At 68.6% G+C, this 18601-nt stretch carries 18 protein-coding genes; 8 read left to right on the forward strand and 10 right to left on the reverse strand.

From position 1 onward, the window contains the following. Position 1 precedes the first annotated feature (1 nt). The 5 genes from JF781_RS01050 to JF781_RS01070 all read right to left on the reverse strand — a co-directional run bounded on the left by JF781_RS01050 (position 2) and on the right by JF781_RS01070 (position 4048). A complete protein-coding gene (locus JF781_RS01050; RefSeq protein ID WP_225326389.1) occupies positions 2 to 979 on the reverse strand; it encodes a MoxR family ATPase in 978 nt (325 codons plus the stop codon). A 19-nt stretch (positions 980 to 998) separates the two neighbouring features. Further along, a complete protein-coding gene (locus tag JF781_RS01055; protein ID WP_225326388.1) occupies positions 999 to 1481 on the reverse strand; it encodes a hypothetical protein in 483 nt (160 codons plus the stop codon). Continuing rightward, the gene (locus JF781_RS01060; protein ID WP_225326387.1) at positions 1478 to 2425 is read right to left on the reverse strand and encodes a DUF4129 domain-containing protein; all 948 of its coding nucleotides are present in this window, start codon (positions 2423 to 2425) and stop codon (positions 1478 to 1480) included. Before JF781_RS01060 ends, JF781_RS01055 begins: the two co-directional genes overlap by 4 nt. A 157-nt stretch (positions 2426 to 2582) precedes the next feature. Next, entirely contained in the window at positions 2583 to 3449 is an 867-nt protein-coding gene (locus tag JF781_RS01065; protein WP_225326386.1) for an SDR family NAD(P)-dependent oxidoreductase, read from the reverse strand. Continuing rightward, on the reverse strand, positions 3446 to 4048 hold the full coding sequence (locus JF781_RS01070) for a TetR/AcrR family transcriptional regulator (RefSeq protein ID WP_225326385.1): 603 nt from the start codon (positions 4046 to 4048) through the stop codon (positions 3446 to 3448). Before JF781_RS01070 ends, JF781_RS01065 begins: the two co-directional genes overlap by 4 nt. A 59-nt stretch (positions 4049 to 4107) precedes the next feature. Between JF781_RS01070 and JF781_RS01075 the strand changes: the two genes are divergently transcribed. The 3 genes from JF781_RS01075 (at position 4108) to JF781_RS01085 (ending at position 7825) form a co-directional block, all read left to right on the forward strand. Next, entirely contained in the window at positions 4108 to 5244 is a 1137-nt protein-coding gene (locus JF781_RS01075; protein WP_225326384.1) for a phosphotransferase family protein, read from the forward strand. Beyond that, complete coding sequence (locus JF781_RS01080; protein ID WP_225326383.1) at positions 5245 to 6360, forward strand: hypothetical protein; 1116 nt, start codon at positions 5245 to 5247, stop codon at positions 6358 to 6360. 118 nt (positions 6361 to 6478) lie between these two features. Continuing rightward, positions 6479 to 7825 (forward strand): flavin monoamine oxidase family protein, encoded by a 1347-nt coding sequence (locus tag JF781_RS01085; protein WP_225326382.1) that lies wholly within the window; start codon positions 6479 to 6481, stop codon positions 7823 to 7825. On the opposite strand, the gene JF781_RS01090 is transcribed toward JF781_RS01085, so the two are convergent. Next, the gene (locus JF781_RS01090; protein WP_225326381.1) at positions 7820 to 8785 is read right to left on the reverse strand and encodes an alpha/beta fold hydrolase; all 966 of its coding nucleotides are present in this window, start codon (positions 8783 to 8785) and stop codon (positions 7820 to 7822) included. The two genes, JF781_RS01085 and JF781_RS01090, sit on opposite strands and share 6 nt — an antisense overlap. Before the next feature lie 119 nt (positions 8786 to 8904). On the opposite strand from JF781_RS01090, the gene JF781_RS01095 reads away from it, so the two are divergent. After that, positions 8905 to 10260: an NAD(P)/FAD-dependent oxidoreductase gene (locus JF781_RS01095; protein WP_225326380.1), complete on the forward strand. Its 1356-nt coding sequence runs from the start codon at positions 8905 to 8907 to the stop codon at positions 10258 to 10260. Positions 10261 to 10271: 11 nt separating this feature from the next. Here JF781_RS01095 and JF781_RS01100 read toward each other — a convergent pair whose 3' ends face one another. The 3 genes from JF781_RS01100 to JF781_RS01110 all read right to left on the reverse strand — a co-directional run bounded on the left by JF781_RS01100 (position 10272) and on the right by JF781_RS01110 (position 13452). After that, entirely contained in the window at positions 10272 to 11363 is a 1092-nt protein-coding gene (locus JF781_RS01100) for a helix-turn-helix domain-containing protein (RefSeq protein ID WP_225326379.1), read from the reverse strand. After that, on the reverse strand, positions 11360 to 12547 hold the full coding sequence (locus JF781_RS01105; protein ID WP_225326378.1) for a glycosyltransferase: 1188 nt from the start codon (positions 12545 to 12547) through the stop codon (positions 11360 to 11362). The genes JF781_RS01100 and JF781_RS01105 overlap by 4 nt, the downstream gene beginning before the upstream one ends. Positions 12548 to 12693: 146 nt before the next feature. Then, positions 12694 to 13452, reverse strand: a complete 759-nt coding sequence (locus JF781_RS01110; protein WP_225326377.1) for an STAS domain-containing protein — start codon at positions 13450 to 13452, stop codon at positions 12694 to 12696. 221 nt (positions 13453 to 13673) lie between these two features. On the opposite strand from JF781_RS01110, the gene JF781_RS01115 reads away from it, so the two are divergent. Together JF781_RS01115 and JF781_RS01120 are read left to right on the forward strand one after the other, a co-directional pair. Next, positions 13674 to 15779, forward strand: a complete 2106-nt coding sequence (locus JF781_RS01115; RefSeq protein ID WP_225326376.1) for a catalase — start codon at positions 13674 to 13676, stop codon at positions 15777 to 15779. A 72-nt stretch (positions 15780 to 15851) separates the two neighbouring features. Then, on the forward strand, positions 15852 to 16109 hold the full coding sequence (locus JF781_RS01120; protein ID WP_008259505.1) for a hypothetical protein: 258 nt from the start codon (positions 15852 to 15854) through the stop codon (positions 16107 to 16109). On the opposite strand, the gene JF781_RS01125 is transcribed toward JF781_RS01120, so the two are convergent. Further along, entirely contained in the window at positions 16103 to 16681 is a 579-nt protein-coding gene (locus tag JF781_RS01125) for a nucleotidyltransferase family protein (protein ID WP_225326375.1), read from the reverse strand. The two genes, JF781_RS01120 and JF781_RS01125, sit on opposite strands and share 7 nt — an antisense overlap. 186 nt (positions 16682 to 16867) lie before the next feature. Here JF781_RS01125 and JF781_RS01130 point away from each other — a divergent pair, with 186 nt between their 5' ends. Together JF781_RS01130 and JF781_RS01135 are read left to right on the forward strand one after the other, a co-directional pair. Continuing rightward, positions 16868 to 17821 (forward strand): acyl-CoA dehydrogenase family protein, encoded by a 954-nt coding sequence (locus JF781_RS01130; protein WP_225326374.1) that lies wholly within the window; start codon positions 16868 to 16870, stop codon positions 17819 to 17821. Beyond that, the gene (locus JF781_RS01135; RefSeq protein ID WP_225326373.1) at positions 17818 to 18600 is read left to right on the forward strand and encodes a PIG-L deacetylase family protein; all 783 of its coding nucleotides are present in this window, start codon (positions 17818 to 17820) and stop codon (positions 18598 to 18600) included. Before JF781_RS01130 ends, JF781_RS01135 begins: the two co-directional genes overlap by 4 nt. The last annotated feature ends 1 nt before the right edge of the window (position 18601 follow it).

An 18601-nucleotide genomic window follows, 5' to 3' on the forward strand; every position in this document is an offset into this window, starting at 1 on the left:
CTCATCCCGTCTCCTGCGGGCTGGCGCCGGTGCGCGGCACCGGCAGCCGGTGCAACAGCTCACCGATGACGTCGGCTCCCTGGATCTTTCGCACCCACATTTCCGGGCGCAGGGTGATGCGGTGCGCGACCGCCGCGGTGGCGAGTGCCTTGACGTCCTCGGGGATCACGTAGTCGCGGCCGAGCAGCAGCGCGCGGGCGCGGGCAAGCTGGACCAGATCGAGTTCGGCGCGGGGGCTGGCGCCGACCGCGACCTGCGGATGGTGCCGCGTCGCGTTGGCCAGTGAGACCACGTAATGCAGGACGTCTTCGTGCACGGTCACCTGCTCGACCGATTCCCGCATCGCCAGCAGGTCGTGCGCGTCCACGACCTGATTGACCGTCGGCTCGGCCGACCCGCGTTCGAGGCGGCGGCGCAACATCGAGGTCTCGTCGCGCTCGTTGAGATACCGCAGTTCGAGCCGGATCGCGAACCGATCGAGCTGCGCCTCGGGCAGCGGGTACGTGCCCTCGTACTCGATCGGGTTGTCGGTGGCCAGCACGATGAAAGGCCTTGACAGTTGGTGTGTTTCGCCGTCGATGCTGACCTGGCGTTCGGCCATCGCCTCCAGCAGCGCCGCCTGGGTTTTCGGCGGCGTGCGGTTGATCTCGTCGGCGAGCAACAGGTTGGTGAAGATCGGTCCGGGCCGGAACGCGAAGCGGCCCGATTGCATGTCGTAGATCGTCGACCCGAGCAGGTCCGCCGGCAACAGATCGGGGGTGAACTGCACACGGGTGAATTGCAGGCCCAGCGCGGCCGCGAAGGATCTCGCGATCAGCGTCTTGCCGAGGCCCGGCAGGTCCTCGATGAGGATGTGGCCGCGGGCGAGAACCGCGGTGAGGATGAGCTTGAGCGCGGAGCGTTTTCCCACCACCACGCGTTCGATCTCGTCGAGAATCGCCTCGCAGTGTGCGGTCGTGGTTGCCGCCGGCAGCGTCATGTCTGAATCGCGCCTTCCGTCATACCTGTTCCAACTTTCGCAGGATCTCTTCCAGGGCCGCCCTGCCCGGCCCCGGTTGGCGGTCGCCATTGCGGATGACGTTGTTGGGGTTGACCCATTCCCACAGTTCGACACCGAAGAGCATTCGACCGGTCGCGTGGAATGCCGCGGGATCCTTGGCTTGCCGTTGGCCCGTGGCGATTTCGTATCGTCGGGCCAGCATCGGGCGCAGATGCCGATCCCAGTCGGCCCGGGTGGCCTCCGCCCAGCGGATCGTCGTCTCGGTGGTGGAAAGCCAGCGGCGCAACGAATCCCCGAGGTCGTCGGCGTCCGCCTCGGCCCCGGTTTGGTGCCCGCGTCCCAGGGTGCGCCGCATGCTGAGCAGCACCAGGGCCAGCCCAATGCCGGAGGCCGCCAACACGAATCGGCGGTCATGCTGCGTCAGCGCCAGCACCTCGATGCCGATGATGAGGCAAATACCCAGGGCCGTGGTCTTTTTCATGCCGCGCTCCGCGCTCCCAGTTCGTCGAGGACCAAGCGAAGCACATGCACGGCCACGTCGCGGTGACCTTCGTTCATCACGTGCGGACTGAACCGCGCCTCGGTGAACAGGTTCACCAGTTGTACTGCGTTATCGGCGTGCAGGGCATGGTGTTCGACCGCACGGGCCAACACCTCGGACGGTGTGTCGAAGTCCTGGGGCACGGCGCCGGGAACATGTGCGAGTTCGCGTTCCATCGCGGCGTAGCACGCGATGATCGCCTCGCGCGGTTCGCGGCGCAGATCCGTCATCTCGGCCAATCCACGCTCGGCCGCCCGCGCCAGTGACTTCGAACGCGCCGCGGCCGCCGGGGGTTCGGCCGGCTCGTCGGCGATGCGGGGCGCCACCGGGCGCCACCGTCGCCTCGCCGCGGCGACCGATCCGGCGACGGTCGCCAACAGCATCGCGGCCGTGCTGGCGAGCAGCACGCCGAGCAGGTTCTGCGAGCCGTCGCGCGGCCGCTGCCGATGCTGCTGGTGCGGTGGTGGCGAGCCCGCATGCGACGGCGGCGGGGCCCCCGTCTCGGACGACGACGGCGCCGGCCCGATGCCGTGGGGCCCCACGAGGCGGGTCAGCAGGATCACGATCAGCAGCCAGACCACGATCACCCCGAGGCCGATCAGCAACACGCGCCAACTCGGTCGGCCCCTTCCGGTGCCCAGCATGTCGGACAGTGCACCCGCGGACGGCGCGGGCGCACGCGGGTCCCGCAACCGCGCGACGACCGCAATCGCGACCAATGCCAACATCGCCGCCAGGATCGCGACCACGAACACCATCGCCGCCCGGCCCCCCGACTCGCTGCGGACCGCATGCTGCGGAGCCGGGAGATACCCGCGCAGGGCGGCCGCGACCACGAGTAGGAGAACGATCAGGGCCACGACCCGCCCTGTCGGCTTGTCCATACCAGGCATGGGGCACACCACTCAACCGGTTGCCTGCCGCCGTTGCGGCACTGGCTTTGCTCATACTTGCACGTCAGACGGCCCTAGGGCCAGGACTGGCGCAATGGCACCCGCTGCACGCCGTGATCATCAACGCGGTCACGGCCACCACCCCGGCCTAGTCCAGCGCGAACGGCCGGAAACTGCCGTCGAGCACCTGCAGGTGACCGATGGTGCGCCCGGTGACCTTGGCAGGGTCGACAAGGGCCAATTCCACTGCCGCGCGAGCGAATTCGTCCGCCGAGGCGGTGTCGTCGAAGGTGCGGGCATAGTAGGAGAGGCCCGGCGTGAGTATCGGTTTGGACGGCGAGAGCGCGTTGACCGCGATGTTGTGGTCGGTGAGATCGAATGCCGCGCACTGGGTCAGATGCTCGAGCGCGGCCTTGGATCCGCCGTACCCGGGCAGCACTCCGCCGCTGCGGTCGGCGTAGGGGCCGTCACCGGGCAGTCGCGACGCCACCGAGGTGATGTTGATGATCGAGCCGCCACCCGCCTCGATCATGTCGGGGCACACCATTTGCATCAGCTCGTAAGCCGCAAAGACCGCGATGTCGAAATGCCGGCGATACGCGTGCAAGGGCGTGCTGACGAACCCCGGCCAGCCGGGCTTGGCGCCGCTGGGCTTTGCGGGTTTCGCGCGCGGCTCGGCGCCGGGCACCGGTGGGCGTCCCGGCGCGGTGAAGGCGGCGTTGTTGACCAGAATCGCGATGGGGCCCAACGCGTCTCGCGCCGATGCCACCAACCGGGCGATCTCGTCACGGTCGGTCAAATCGGCCCGCACCGCGACGGCACGTCCGCCCGCCGCCTCGATGTCGGCGACCGTCTCACCGATGGTTCCCGGCAGCCGCTCATCCCAGACCTCTTCGGTGCGCCCGCCGACGGCCACCGCGGCACCCTCGGCGGCCAGCGCCAGCGCGATCGCCCGGCCCAGGCCGCGGCTGGCGCCGGTGACGATCGCGGCGCGCCCCGCGAGCCGGCCCGTCATCGCCGCACCCCGTGCACGACGATGGCCGTGGTCTGTTCCACCCACGCATCGTCGAGCGCTTCTTCCGGGCGCAGCAGCATCCGCAGCATCGTCGCCCCCCCGATCAACTCGATCAACCGGTCCGGATCCACATCGGGATGGGCTTCGCCCCGGTCAACCGCCTCACGCAGCCGCAGCCGCACCGCGGTGAACAAGTCCACGAATCTCGACATCACCCGCGCGTTGAGCGCGGGATCGGCCGTCATGTCGGCGACCAGGCCGGGCAGCGCGGCGCGCACCACCGGGGTGGTGAACACGTCACGGGTGGCCTCGATCATCATCCGCATGTCGGCGGCGATATCCCCCGCCGGCGCCTCCAGCGCGGTGGGAGCCACCGGGAAGGCCGCCTCGTGCACCAGTTCGGCCTTGCTCGACCATCGCCGGTACAGCGCCGATTTCGTGGTGCCGGCCCGCTCGGCGACCGCGGCCAGACTGATATTTGAATAGCCCGTTTGGACAAGCAGTTCCGCGGTCGCCGATAGGATGGCCGAGTCGATACGCGGATCGCGCGGGCGGCCGGCGCCGGGGGCCTTGTCAAGGCCGGACGGGTCTGCTTTCATAACGCTACCTACCGTATCGTAATTGCCGCGAAAAAGTCCCAAAGGACGGAGGCACTCCCGTGGCCACTGAACCGGCAGTCGACAACGTCGACCGACTGCAGCGCTCCAGCCGCGACGTCACCACCTTGCCGGCGGTGATGTCGCGCTGGCTTTCTACCGTACTGCCCGACGGCGCAAAACCCGAGGTGACCGTGGAAAGCGGCGTGGATTCGACGGGCATGTCGTCGGAGACCATCATCTTGACCGTCCGCTGGCAGCAGGACGGACAGCCGACGCAGCAGAAGCTCGTGACGCGGGTGGCGCCCACCGCCGAGGACGTGCAGGTCTTCCCGACCTACCGCCTCGACCATCAGTTCGACGTCATCCGCAAGGTCGGCGAACTGACCGACGTGCCGGTCCCCCGGGTGCGCTGGCTGGAGAACACCGGCGACGTCCTCGGCACCCCCTTCTTCGTGATGGACTACGTCGAGGGTGAGGTGCCGCCCGACGTCATGCCCTACACGTTCGGCGGCAACTGGTTTGCCGACGCGCCCGCCGAGCGGCAGCGCGAACTGCAGGACGCGACCGTCGGAGTACTCGCCGCGTTGCACTCGATTCCGAACGCGCAGAACACATTTGGCTTCCTCACCGAGGGACTGAGCGGCGACACCGCGCTGCGCAAGCACTTCAACTGGGTGCGGTCCTGGTATGACTTCGCGGTGCCCGACATCGGGCGATCGCCGCTTTTGGAACGCACCTTCGACTGGCTGGAAGCCAACTGGCCCGCCGAGGCGGCCGCCGCCGAACCGGTGCTGCTGTGGGGTGACGCGCGCGTCGGCAACGTGCTGTACCAGGACTTCGCGCCGGTGGCGGTGCTGGACTGGGAGATGGTGACGCTGGGCCCACGTGAGCTCGACGTGGCGTGGATGATATTCGCGCACATGGTGTTTCAAGAGCTCGCCGGGCTGGCGACGCTGCCGGGGTTGCCGGAGGTGATGCGCGAGGACGACGTGCGCGCTACCTACGCGCGCCTGACCGGCGTCGAAATCGGCGACCTGCACTGGTTTTACGTGTATTCGGGCGTGATGTGGGCGTGCGTGTTCATGCGCACCGGCGCGCGACGGGTGCACTTCGGCGAAACCGAAAAGCCCGACGATGTCGAATCGCTGTTCTACCACGCCGGATTGATGAAACGTCTTATCGGAGAGGACCAGTAAATGCTCGGACCGCTCGACGAGTTCCCGGTACATCAGATTCCCCAGCCGATCGCGTGGCCGGGATCCTCGGACCGCAACTTCTACGACCGCTCCTACTTCAACGCCCACGACCGCACCGGGAACATCTTCGTGATCAGCGGCATCGGTTACTACCCCAACCTCGGGGTCAAGGACGCGTTCCTGCTCGTGCGGCGCGGGGACACGCAGACCGCCGTGCACGTTTCGGACGCCATCGATCAGGACCGCCTCAACCAGCACGTCAACGGTTACCGGATCGAGGTCATCGAGCCGCTGAACAAGCTGCGGCTGGTCCTCGACGAAACCGAAGGCATCGCAGCCGATCTCACCTGGAAGGGGCTGTTTGATGTCGTCCAGGAACAGCCGCACATCCTGCGTTCCGGCAACCGGGTCACGCTGGACGCGCAGCGTTTCGCACAGCTCGGCAGCTGGAGCGGGCACATCGTCGTCGACGGCGAGGAAATCACCGTCGACCCCAACACCTGGCTGGGCAGCCGCGACCGGTCCTGGGGCATCCGTCCGATCGGCGAGGCCGAGCCCGCGGGGCGGCCCGCCGATCCGCCCTTCGAGGGCATGTGGTGGCTGTACGTGCCGATGGCGTTCGACGAGTTCGCGATCGTGCTGATCATCCAGGAGGAGCCCAACGGGTTCCGCTCGCTCAACGACTGCACCCGGATCTGGCGCGACGGCCGCGTCGAGCAGCTGGGCTGGCCGCGGGTCAAGATCCACTACCGCTCCGGCACCCGCATCCCGACCGGCGCGACGATCGAGGCCACCGCCCCCGACGGCACCGGCGTCCACTTCGACGTGGAGTCCAAGCTGCCGGTCCCCATTCACGTCGGCGGCGGCTACGGCGGTGACTCCGACTGGATCCACGGCATGTGGAAGGGCGAGAAGTTCGCCGAGCGGCTGACCTACGACATGACCGACCCGGCGATCATCGCCCGCGCGGGGTTCGGCGTGATCGACCACGTCGGCCGGGCGGTGTGCCGCGACGGCGACAAGCCCCCGGTCGAGGGCTGGGGCCTCTACGAGCACGGCGCGCTTGGCCGCCACGACCCGTCGGGATTCAAAGACTGGCTCACGGTCGCGCCTTAGCCGCTATGCGAAACGTCGACCCGTTCGACGGTTCTCGGCTCATTCGCGCAACCAGCGCAGCCTCGCGGGCTTCACAATTTCGCCCTGCAAATCGCAGAAATGCGGTTCACTAGAGCGCGTGTCAAAGCCGCCCCGGATCGTCGACGTCGTCGTGGTCGGGGCGGGCTTTGCCGGACTCGCCGCCGCACGCGAGCTGACCCGGCAGGGCCACGACGTGGTGGTCTTCGAGGGCCGCGACCGGGTCGGTGGACGGTCGCTGACTGGCAGCGTCGCCGGATTGCCGGCCGATCTGGGCGGCACGTTCGTCGGGCCGACCCAAGACGCCGTGCTGGCGATGGCGGCCGAACTCGACGTTCCCACGATTCCCACGCACCACGACGGCAAGAACCTGATCCACTGGCGCGGTTGGACGCACGCGTATCGCGGCACGATTCCCAAGCTGTCCCTGACCGGCCTGCTGGACATCGGCCGGCTGCGCTGGCAGTTCGACAGGATTGCCCGCGGGGTCCCGCTGGCGGCCCCGTGGGACGCCCGGCGGGCGCGCGAACTCGACGGCGTGTCGCTCGGCGGCTGGCTGCGCTCGGTGCGGGCAACGGCCTCGTCGCGCGACCTGCTGGCGATCGTGGCGCGGGTGACCTGGGGGTGCGAACCCGACGACGTGTCGATGCTGCACGCGGCCCGCTACGCGCACGCGGCCGGCGGCCTGGACCGGCTGCTCGACGTCGAGGACGGCGCCCAGCAGGACCGCTTTCCCGGCGGCACGCAACAGATCGCCGAGGCCGCGGCCGCCGAGCTGGACACGCGGGTGGTGCTGGGCGCGCCGGTGCGGCGCATCGAACGCCACGGCGCGGGCGTGACCGTCACGACCGATGTCGGCGAAACCGAGGCCGGCTTCGTCATCGTCGCGATCCCGCCGGCCCATCGCGCCTCGATCGAGTTCACTCCCCCGCTGCCCGCCGAGTACGAGCAACTCGCCCGGCATTGGCCGCAGGGCCGGCTCAGCAAGGCGTATGCGGCCTATTCCACGCCGTTTTGGCGGGCCAACGGATTCTCCGGGCAGGCGCTGTCCGACCAGGGCCCCGTTTTCATCACGTTCGACGTCAGCCCGCATCCGGACGGTCCGGGCATTCTCATGGGTTTCGTCGACGCCCGCGCGTTCGACTCGCTGCCCGGCGATCAGCGCCGCCGCGACGTGTTACGTTGCTTTGCAACGCTTTTCGGCGACGACGCACTCAAGCCTCTCGACTACGTCGATCATCGTTGGGGCGCAGAGGAATTCGCGCCCGGCGGCCCGACCGCGGCGGTGCCGCCAGGGTCGTGGATGCGATTCGGGCGGTGGCTGCGCGAACCGGTCGGCCCGATCCACTGGGCCGGCACCGAAACCGCCGACGAGTGGACGGGCTTCCTCGACGGGGCGATCAGGTCCGGCCAGCGGGCGGCCGCCGAGGTCACCGCGCTGCTATGAACTGATCCGGCTGGTCGCGGCGTTGTGGATGGCCGCTTCGGCCAGCGCGCGCAGCTGGCGGCTCACCTCGCGGGGGTGCTCCAGCATCGAGCAGTGCCCCCCGGGTAGCTCTACCAGGCCGATCAGGTTGGGCGCGTCACGTGCGATCCTGCGGGACTGGCCGATCGGTGTCAGCCGGTCGCGTTCGCTGCCGATGACCAGCGTGGGCACCGTCAGCCCGCTGAGGTCGAGATAGCGCGACCCCACCGACGCGACCAGCGCCCGCGCGCATCCGGCCCGCCCCAGCGGCGACGTCTTCTCGAAGAGCTCGTAGACGATCCGCGCGATGCTCGGGTCGGCGTCGCGCCCGGTCGCGAGCATCGCAACCACATAACGGCTCGGGATGCGGGCCGCCCCCGGGACGGGAAACCCCCCGAACGCGCCGATCAGGGCCCGCCCCGCGAGCACCCGCGCCGGCGACAACCCGTGCGGGACAGCGAGCAGTTGCACGTTGCGGATCAGGTCACCGGTCGTGGTGTTGATCAGCGCGACGGCGTCGGCGCGCCGCGCGACCTTGTGCCGGTAACGCTCCGACCATGCGGCGATGGTCATGCCGCCCATCGAGTGACCGGCCAGCACCGCCCGCTCGTGCGGCGCCAGCGTCGCATCCAGCACCGAATCCAGGTCGGACGCAAGGTGTTTGAGGCTGTAACCCTTGGCCCGCGGCACGCCACTTCGGCCGTGCCCGCGATGATCGAACGCGATCACCCGGTAGTCGCCGGCCAGCTCGGCGATCTGGTAGGCCCACGCGCGGATCGCGCAGGTGATGCCGTGCGCCAGGACAATCGGATAACCGTCGGGAGGCCCGAACACCTCCGCATGCAGCCGGGTGCCGTCGGCCGCGCGGACCGACACGGTCTCACTCGGCGGCAGCCGTTCGGGGAAGGGGTCAATTGCGCGTACCGACCGTCGAGCACTCATCGCCGCTCCCCCCTCGAACGCGGCCCCGTCGCCGCAGCTAAGGATGAGACGATTTTATCCCGATATTCGGCGGGGATTTGGGAAATCCGGCAAACGGTTCTTATGAGACGCTTAGACCCGTGTCTTGGTTGTCGCGGCGGGCGTTTCTCGCGGCCACCGCGGGCGTCGTCGGCGCCGGGATGGCGTCCGCGTGCGCGCCGAAGCATCCGCCGTCCGAGGACATCGACTCGGTCCTCGTCGTCGGCGCCGGACTGGCGGGATTGTCCGCCGCCCGCAGCCTCGACGACGCCGGGCGGGCGGTGCGCGTCATCGAGGCCCGCGACCGCATCGGTGGCAGGGTATGCACCGACCGCGGCTGGGGGACGCCCCTGGAGCTGGGCGCGTCGTGGATCCACGGCGCGACGGGCAACCCGCTGACCGAACTGGCGCGACGGGCGGGGGCCCGGCTGGTCGCCACCGACTATTACGGGTGGGCCGAGCTCGTGGCCGATCCCGCTCTGCGGCCGGCCGATTACCGCAGCGCCACCTGGCGCGCGTTCGTGGAACGAGCCCGCGACCAAGCCGGCGCCGGCAGCCTGGGCGACGCCGTCAAGGCCGCCGCCACCGCCGCGAGGCTTTCCCCGTCCGATCGAGCCCAACTGGCGTTCTACCTCACCACCGAGGTCGAGGACGAATACGCCGCCGACGCGGATCAGCTGTCGGCCGGCACCTTCGATAAGGGTGACTACTCCGGCGGCGACCAGGACGTGATCACGAACGGCTATGACGCCCTGCCGAAGTCGCTCGCCGACGGGCTCGCGATCGAGCTCAACGAACCGGTGACCGCGATCGTGCACGGTGAGGACGCCGTCGTCGTGCGGACCAAGCACAACGCATACCGGGGACCGGCCGCGATTGTCACCGTTCCCCTCGGCGTGCTGAAAACCGGTGCGATCGCCTTTGATCCAGCTCTGCCCGATGGGCACGCCCGGGCGATCGACGCGCTGGGCTTCGGCGTCTTGTCCAAAAGCTTCTTCCGCTTCGATCAACGAACGTGGAAGGCGGACAACGCCTTCTACCAATACCTCGGGCCCGACGGCGGCCTGTGGTCGCAATGGTTCACCGTGGCCAGCGATGTGGCGCCGGTGGCGGTCGCCCTCAACGGCGGCACCCGCGGCCGATTCGTGGAGTCGCGCTCGCCCCAGGATCTGTTGGCCAGTGCGGCACCGATCGCGCGCCGGCTCTTCGGTGAGCACATCGCGCTGACCGACGTGCGGACGTCCAACTGGAGCGTCGATCCGTATGCGCTCGGCGCCTATTCGTTTCACCCGCCCGGCTCCGGTCCCGACGACCGGCGCCGACTACAGCAGCCGATCAGCGACCGGCTCTATCTGGCGGGCGAGGCGGTCGGCGTGGACAATCCGGCCACGGCGGCCGGCGCCGTGCTCAGTGGCCGCTATGCCGCGAACCAGCTGCTGCACCGGTTGAGTGGTTGACCGCGCGGGCGTCACGCCGGGGTCTGTTGCCGCAGCGTGGTGTGGGGGCTTTGCCCGTAGGTCTGCCGGTAGAGCACGGCGAAGCGCCCGGTGTGCGCGAACCCCCACCGCCGGGCGATCTCGGTGACGGTCGACGTGCCCGCCGTCGCCGCGATCAGCTCTTGGTGGGCGCGGCGAAGCCGGACCCGACGCATGTACTCGGTCGGTGTGGTGTCGAGCCGGCGGCGGAACAGGTACTGGACCGCCCGTGGGGTCAGATGCACGGCGGCCGCGACGTCGTTGATGCCGATGTCCTCGGTGGTGTGGCGGTGGATGAAAGACACCGCCTCCTTGAGCGTTTCGGGCAGCGCGAGGCCGCTGGCCGGATCCTGCTCGGTCAGGTTGGACGGATAGCACTCGAGCAACGCGCTGGCGAGCAGGTTGGCCATACCCGCGGCGATCATCGGTTGCTGGGCGGTGTCGGCACAGGCCAACGTCGTCAACACGTAGTCGAGCGCTCGATGCCAGGCCCGCACGGCGGCACGCGAACGTGGACGCCATTTCAGGAACTGGGTCTGTTGCGACAGCGCCGTGTGCCATTCGGCGGCGACCGCGTGCAGCACCTCCGCCGCGAGGACAACCACATCGAAACGCGCGCCGTTGCAGTGCAATACACAGGACATACCGTGCGTGACGAGAATCGGGAAGTCCGCGGTCGCCGAGGGGCCGCCCGCGACGCTCAGCGATCCCGCGCGCGGTTGTATGACGACAACGGTGTCGGCCGCCGGGATCTCGAGCGTCAACCGACCCTGGATGGCCACCTCGTCCACCGTCATCGACCCGGTGTCCCGGCGCCGATGCGACACCGCGCAGTGGCCGGTGAAGCCGGAGAGCCGCCAGCCCGGCCGATAGGCGCCGGCGAAAAGCCGGCGCGCCGCCTGCACATCGCTGCTACGAAACTGCTTGTATTCCACCGCGACTGGTTGGACCCCGTGATCCGGGTCGGCGCCGAGCTCGGGCCGGCCTGGACAGTACTCGGCCCGATCCTCCTCGACCGGTGCGCCCGTAGGACTGACGAACTCCCCGGACGGTAAGCCGGCGGTCCCGCGGGTCGCGGTAGTCATGGCCGGCTCAGAGGAAGGACTGTGGGCACCCTCGTCACTGCCCGGTCGTGCGCCCCCAGGCTCTGGTAAACGTTCAGCGCGTCGAGCGCGATCCGGTCCCACGCGAAGCGTGACTGTGCGCGGCTGCGTCCGGCCGCGCCCATGCTTTCGCACTGAAAGTGCTGGGCGAGGAGCCTTCTCAGCGCGGCGGCCAGGCCGACGGGATTTTCCGGAGGCAGTACGATGCCGGTGATGTCGTCGAGGACGACGTCGGCCAGGGCGCCCACGGTCGCGGCGACCACCACCACGCCACTGGCCATGGCCTGCAGCGCGGTCGAGGGGCGCAGCGGTTGGCGAGGTGTGCACACCATGACGTCGGCGGACCGCACCCACATCGGCATTTCGCTGCCGGGGATCGTGCCCGCGAAGCGGACACGGTCGGCGACCCCGAATTCCTTGGCGAGATACTGCAACTGGGCTCGCGCGTCATCGTGCACGGTGTTGGTCGCGTCGGTTTCCGCGATGACCAACTCGGCGCCCGGGACCCGGTACAGCGCACTGATTGCGATATCAAAACCGTTATGCTGCAGCGGGTTCGGCGCCACACACAGGACGCGTTGCAGCCCGTTGCGGGCAATTTCCGGACCGGCCGGCGTGTAGCGCTCGGAGTCCACGCCGCAGGTCAACGCGGACACCCGCGCGCGGCTGTGGCGCAGTTGGGCCAGCATGTCGACCTCGGCGCTGCTCTCGCCGGTCGCCCACATCGCGCTACGCGCCAGCAGCGGCTCGATACGCTCGCGTTCGCTCTTTGGCGGTGCGGCCACGGCACGGTCGCGCGCCGTCGCGGCCAGGCCCAAGAACGTCTGCACGACCGGGACACACCGACGTCGTGCGGCCAGTTGCGCGGCCAGGCCGCCCAGCCACCCGTACGCATGCACGACGTCGGGATGTTCCTTCGACCAGACGCGCTCCAGTTTCGCCGCCCATTCCCCGACGTAGGGCAGCACGTCGACGGCGGACGCCGCCGTGCGCGGGCCGACCGGAACCGACACACGGCGGCAGCCGCCGGTGGCTGCCTTCGCGCGCCGTCGACCGCTTTGGCGCAGGCAGACCGTCGCGTCATGCCCCTGCGCCGTCAGCGCGACACCCAGCTGCTCGGGGTCCTCCCCGACCACGTCGTCGCCGCTGACAATTGCGATCTTCAACCGCGGTTCCTCCCCGCACGTCGTCCGTCCCCCGGCATCACGTGGCATACCTCTTGTGGGCGTCCGCGAAACGAACAAGACCGCGACTTCGTTTGGTGGCCGGGGTTTCGTCTGCTGGCCCCGAGTGAAAACGCTCGGAGGCGGCGTCAGAGCTGGTTTTCCCGGCCGACCAATGCCCATACGGTTTTGCCCGACGATGTGGGGGCCGCGCCCCACGCGCGCGACACCGCGGAGACGATGGCCAGTCCGGAGACGACGTCGGCACCGCGCTCGGGAGCCTCGCGCCGGCCGGGCAGCTGGGGACTGTCGTCCGCGACCGCAACGGTGACGGTGTCTCGATAGCTCTCGACGATCAACACCGGCGCACTCTCGGTGTGGTCGAGAGCGTTCTCGACGAAGACGGTCGCCACCGTGGCCGCGGCCGCGACTACTTCGCGGATGTCCCATCTGGTAAGGCGGTCGGTGACCACGCCACGTGCATGGTCGATGCTGTCGCAGGATCGCGCAAGCTCGGTGCGCGCCCGTCGCCGGACCTTGCGGGATTGATCGTGCACTGCGTCCAGCGCGAGCCGCCGGGTGGAATGGATCGGCACATATCGGGCGACGCCGGCCGTCGCGATCGCCCGGCGCACCGCCGGCTGTCCGCACACCAGCAATATCGGGACGTCCGGCCACACGCTGACATGCCAACGAGCGCTTTTGAACACCGTCCAGGCCGAAATGGATGAAGCGCGCAAACGATCGACATCAACGATCACCGCATGCGGCTCGTCGATCGCTGCCGTGATCACGGCGTCGCGGACCGCGAGATAGGTCTCGCTGTCGAGCACGCCTTCCATCGTCAGGATTGGTACGTCTTGAGGGGTTTCCCTCTCGATCCAGATAGCCGGCGGAGGGACATTCATCGGATGTCGCTCCGGTGGAGCTTCCGGGCCGCCCGATTTCCGCCGTTTTCGTCAGCCGCCGCAATCACCACTGCCGTCTACCCGCATCGATGGCAGGCAACCCTCGAAGCCATGGACCGGTGCCGGATTCGGGCCGTTTTACTCGGGTTTGACGGTGGTACTCCACACCGTTGAGCGATCGTGAGCGGCCCGTCACAGCAAATCACCCCAGAAAGGCAGTCATGGCTACCGACCCCAATCCCAAGCAGCGCGACCTGGAGTCCGCCCGGTTCCGTCGGGACACCGGATACCTGACGACCCAACAGGGTGTGCGCGTCGACCACACCGACGATTCGCTGTCGGTCGGTGAGCGGGGGCCGACGCTGCTGGAGGACTTTCACGCCCGCGAGAAGATCACCCATTTCGACCACGAGCGCATCCCGGAGCGCGTGGTGCACGCGCGGGGTGCCGGCGCCTACGGCTATTTCGAACCGTATGACGACTCGCTGGCGCAGTACACCGCGGCGAAGTTCTTGACGACGCCGGGCCTGCAAACCCCGGTGTTCGTGCGATTCTCCACGGTGGCCGGCTCCCGAGGGTCGGCCGACACCGTGCGCGACGTGCGCGGCTTCGCCACCAAGTTCTACACCGAACAAGGCAATTACGACCTGGTGGGCAACAACTTCCCGGTGTTCTTCATCCAGGACGGGATCAAGTTCCCCGACTTCGTGCACGCGGTGAAACCCGAGCCGCACAACGAGATTCCGCAGGCGCAGTCCGCACACGACACACTTTGGGATTTCGTGTCGCTGCAGCCCGAGACGCTGCACACCATCATGTGGCTGATGTCGGACCGGGCCCTACCGCGCAGCTACCGCATGATGCAAGGCTTCGGCGTGCACACCTTCCGGCTGGTAAACGACCGCGGCGAGGGAACTTTCGTGAAGTTCCACTGGAAGCCGCGGCTCGGTGTGCACTCGCTGATCTGGGACGAATGCCAGAAGATCGCCGGCAAAGACCCCGACTACAACCGACGCGACCTGTGGGAGGCCATCGAGTCGGGCCAGTACCCGGAATGGGAGCTCGGCGTCCAGCTCGTGCCCGAGGAGGACGAGTTCAAATTCGATTTCGATCTTCTCGATGCGACGAAAATCATTCCCGAGGAACAGGTTCCGGTTCGTCCGGTGGGGAAGATGGTGTTGAACCGCAACCCGGACAACTTCTTCGCCGAGACGGAGCAGGTCGCGTTCCACACGGCGAACGTGGTGCCGGGCATCGACTTCACCAATGATCCGCTGCTGCAGTTCCGCAACTTCTCCTACCTGGACACCCAGCTGATCCGGCTGGGCGGCCCCAACTTCGCCCAGCTGCCGATCAACCGTCCGGTGGCCGAGGTCCGCACCAACCAGCACGACGGTTACGGACAGCACGCGATTCCGCAGGGCCGCTCCAGCTACTACAAGAACACCATCGGCGGCGGCTGCCCCGCGCTAGCCGACGAGAACGTATTCCGGCACTACACCCAGCGGCTCGACGGGCAGACCATGCGCAAGCGGGCCGAGTCCTTCGAGAATCACTACAGCCAGGCGCGGATGTTCTGGAAGAGCATGACGCGCGTGGAAGCCGAACACATCGTCGCCGCGTTCGCCTTCGAGCTCGGCAAGGTGGAGATACCCGAGATCCGTTCGGCGGTGGTCGCGCAGCTCGCCCGGGTCGACGGCGAACTGGCCGCCCAGGTGGCCGCGAAGCTGGGACTTCCCGCGCCGCCCGAGGAGCAGGTCGACGACGCGGTGGCCGCCTCGCCGGCGCTGTCACAAGTCACCGACGCGGGCGACACCATCGAATCGCGCAAGGTCGCGGTGCTGGCCGCCGACGGCGTCGATGTGGTGGGAACACAGCGCTTTATCGAGCTGATGGGACAGCGCGGCGCGGTGGTCGAGGTGTTGGCCCCGGTGGCCGGCGGCACGTTGGAGGGTGGATCCGGCGGCGAACTGCCCGTCGACCGTTCCTTCACGACGATGGCGTCGGTGCTCTACGACGCGGTCGTGGTGGCGTGCGGGCCGCGGTCGATAGCGACGCTGTCCAACGACGGGTATGCGGTGCACTTCGTGACCGAGGCCTACAAGCATCTCAAGCCCATCGGCGCGTACGGCGCCGGCGTCGACCTGCTGCGCACCGCCGGCATCACCAACCGCCTCGCCGAGGACACCGACGTGCTCAACGACCAATCCGTCATCACCACCACGGCCGCCGCCGACGAGTTGCCCGACCGCTTCGTCGAGGAATTCGCCGGCGCGCTCGCTCAACACCGTTGCTGGCAGCGTCGCACCGACCCGGTTCCGGCCTAGCGCCGGTGTTTTCCCCGCGGTCGGGGCGGGCATAACTGAAAAGGCGTCTCATCGTGGACAGGAGGATGGATCATGCCGCGTTCGTCGATCAAGAACGAGAAGCTGTACCAGGATCTGCGCAAGAAGGGTGACTCCAAGGAGAAGGCCGCGCGGATTTCGAATGCGGCCGCCGGCCGGGGCAAGTCCTCGGTGGGTCGCAAGGGCGGCAAGTCCGGGTCTTACCAGGACTGGACCGTTCCCGAACTGAAGAAGCGGGCCAAAGAGCTTGGCATGTCAGGCTATTCGAGCCTGACGAAGGACAAGCTGGTGGCCAAGCTGCGTAATCACTGACGCGTCAGCCCGAGCCGGTCGGCCAGCACCAAGAAGGCGACCGCGTAATCGTTTTCGGCGGTCTGCGCGGCGATGCGCCGCCAGTCCAGGCGTTCGCGCACCGCGCGCACGGCCGGCAGCAATCTGGCGAAGTCGCAGTGATGCTCCCCCAGGGAGCGCAGCTGTTGGACAAGCACCATGGTGGGCGGCAGCACCGGCATGCTGATCGCCAGGACCTCCTGCTGTTCGGCCTGATCCAGCGTGTCGGCATCGACCGGTACGCCGTTGATGCGATGCAGGACATCGACCAGCGTGTCGCCGGTGCGGGCCTTGAACAACCAATCCTCCGGGGGCCGTTCGACGACGAACCCGGCATTGGTGAGGGTGGCCACGGCCGTCTCCACGTCGGCCTCGGCTACCACGAGGTCCACATCGTGACTGGGTTCCGGTGCGCCGTAAGCCCATAACGCGTAGCTGCCCGCCAGGGCGAAACGCGGCCCATGCTCCTTGAGCGCCGAGGCGGCGCCCTTCAGCGCCTCTCGCAACCGCGAGGCGCAGCTGGTTGCGTCGGCATGTGCGTCGAGGGGTGCCATGGTGCATTAGGTGATACCCCGCCGGCGCCGCGGACAACCTGCCGACGCACGATCGTAAGGCCGTTTAACTTCCGGCCAATGGGGAAAACGTCCCGTTATGTCAACCGCGGTGCCACGTTCATATGATGCTGCGGCCGGTGTGATTCCGGCCGTGCGATCGGGGGCATCCCCGGCGGGGGGTCCGGCGTGACGGCGGGGCTCATCGAACATTGGCTCGAGTCCGGACGACTCGATCTGCCTCTTCCCGCGTCGGGGCGCACGGCCGAACGCTGGCAGCGGCTGGCGCGGCTGGCCGAGGACAACATCGTCGCGGCCAGGATCGCCGAGTCCCACGTCGATGCCGTCGCGATCCTGCACGAGTTGGGCGGCAAGCCCCCCGACCCGGGTCAGCTGTGGGGCGTGTGGGCCGCCGAAGCCCCGGACACGGCGCTGACGGCCACCGACACCGACGGGGCGTTCACCTTGAACGGCACCAAGGTGTGGTGCGCGGGTGCCGGGTTCTGCACGCACGCGCTGGTGACCGCACGGCTCGGGGACGGGACGCAAGGCCTGTTCGCGGTGACGGTGACCGACCCGGCCGTCAAGGCGTTGCCCAGCACCTGGTGGAACGCGGGGATGGCCGGGAGCGACACCAGGCCGGTTCTGTTCACCAACGCCCAGGCCGTCGCCGTGGGCGACCCCGGGGACTACCTGGATCGACCGGGATTCTGGCACGGCGCAATCGGTGTCGCCGCCTGTTGGCTCGGCGGCGCCCGCCGGGTCGCCGACCCGCTGTATCGCTGCGCCGCAAGCCAATCCGCCGACGCGTACTCGCTGGCACACTTGGGTGCCGTGGACGCCGCGCTGGCCGCCAGCGACGCGATCCTCGCCGAGGCCGCGGTCCAGGTCGACGCCGATCCGTTCGACCGCTCCGGAACCGCGCAACTGCTGGCGCGCCGCGTCCGCACGGTCGTGGAACACGCTGTCGACGAAGCGATTACGCGCACCGGCCGCGCCCTGGGCCCGGGCCCGCTATGCCAGGACGGACGGCACGCTCAACGGGTCGCGGACCTGAGCATCTACATCCGGCAGAGCCACGCGGAGCGAGACCTGGCCGAACTCGGGCAGCTGGCGGGCAAGCAGGCGATGAGGGCGCCGTGAAAACCGTGCCGGCGGGCAACTGCGCGTTTGCCCCCGATCCGCTGACCCATGGCGGCACCCCGGTGCCGTTGTGGCTGGCCGCCTTCGCCGAACGGCCCCTGCCCACACTGGATTTGGCGGAGTGCCGACGGCTGATCGTCGTGGCCCCGCACCCCGACGACGAAACCCTCGGCCTGGGCGCGATGACCACGCAACTGACCGCGAGGGGGGTTGACGTTCACGTGATCTCGGTCAGCGACGGCGGCGCCGCCCAACCCGGAGTGTCGGTCTCCGACCGGCTTCGCATGGCGACCATTCGCAGATACGAAATGGGCCGGGCGGCCAGACATTTGAATGTCCCCAGCCCGATCTCGCTGGGCTTTCCCGACGGTGAGCTGACGGATCACGAGGACAGCCTGGCCGACACGCTGGTGCAGATGCTCGCCGATGGCGGTCCGGCGACCTGGTGCGCGGCGACCTGGCGGGGCGACGGGCATCCCGACCACGAAGCCGTGGGGCGCGCGGCCTCGGACGCGTGCGCCCGCACCGGCGCGACGCTGCTGGAATATCCGGTGCTGATGTGGCATTGGGCGCATCTCGCCGATCCGGCGGTGCCGTGGACCCGGGCCTATTCGGTGCCATCTCCCAGCTGGGCGATGGGTCGCAAACGCCTTGCGGCGCAATGCTATCGAAGTCAACTCGAGCCCACCGATGGGGAATCCTCGCCCATATTGCCGAGTTTCGTGCTCGCGCGGCTGCTCGCGGTGGGCTCCGCCGTGGGGGAAGTCGTATTTCGGTGAT

Source organism: Mycobacterium sp. WUMAC-067, assembly GCF_020217485.1.
Lineage (GTDB): Bacteria > Actinomycetota > Actinomycetes > Mycobacteriales > Mycobacteriaceae > Mycobacterium.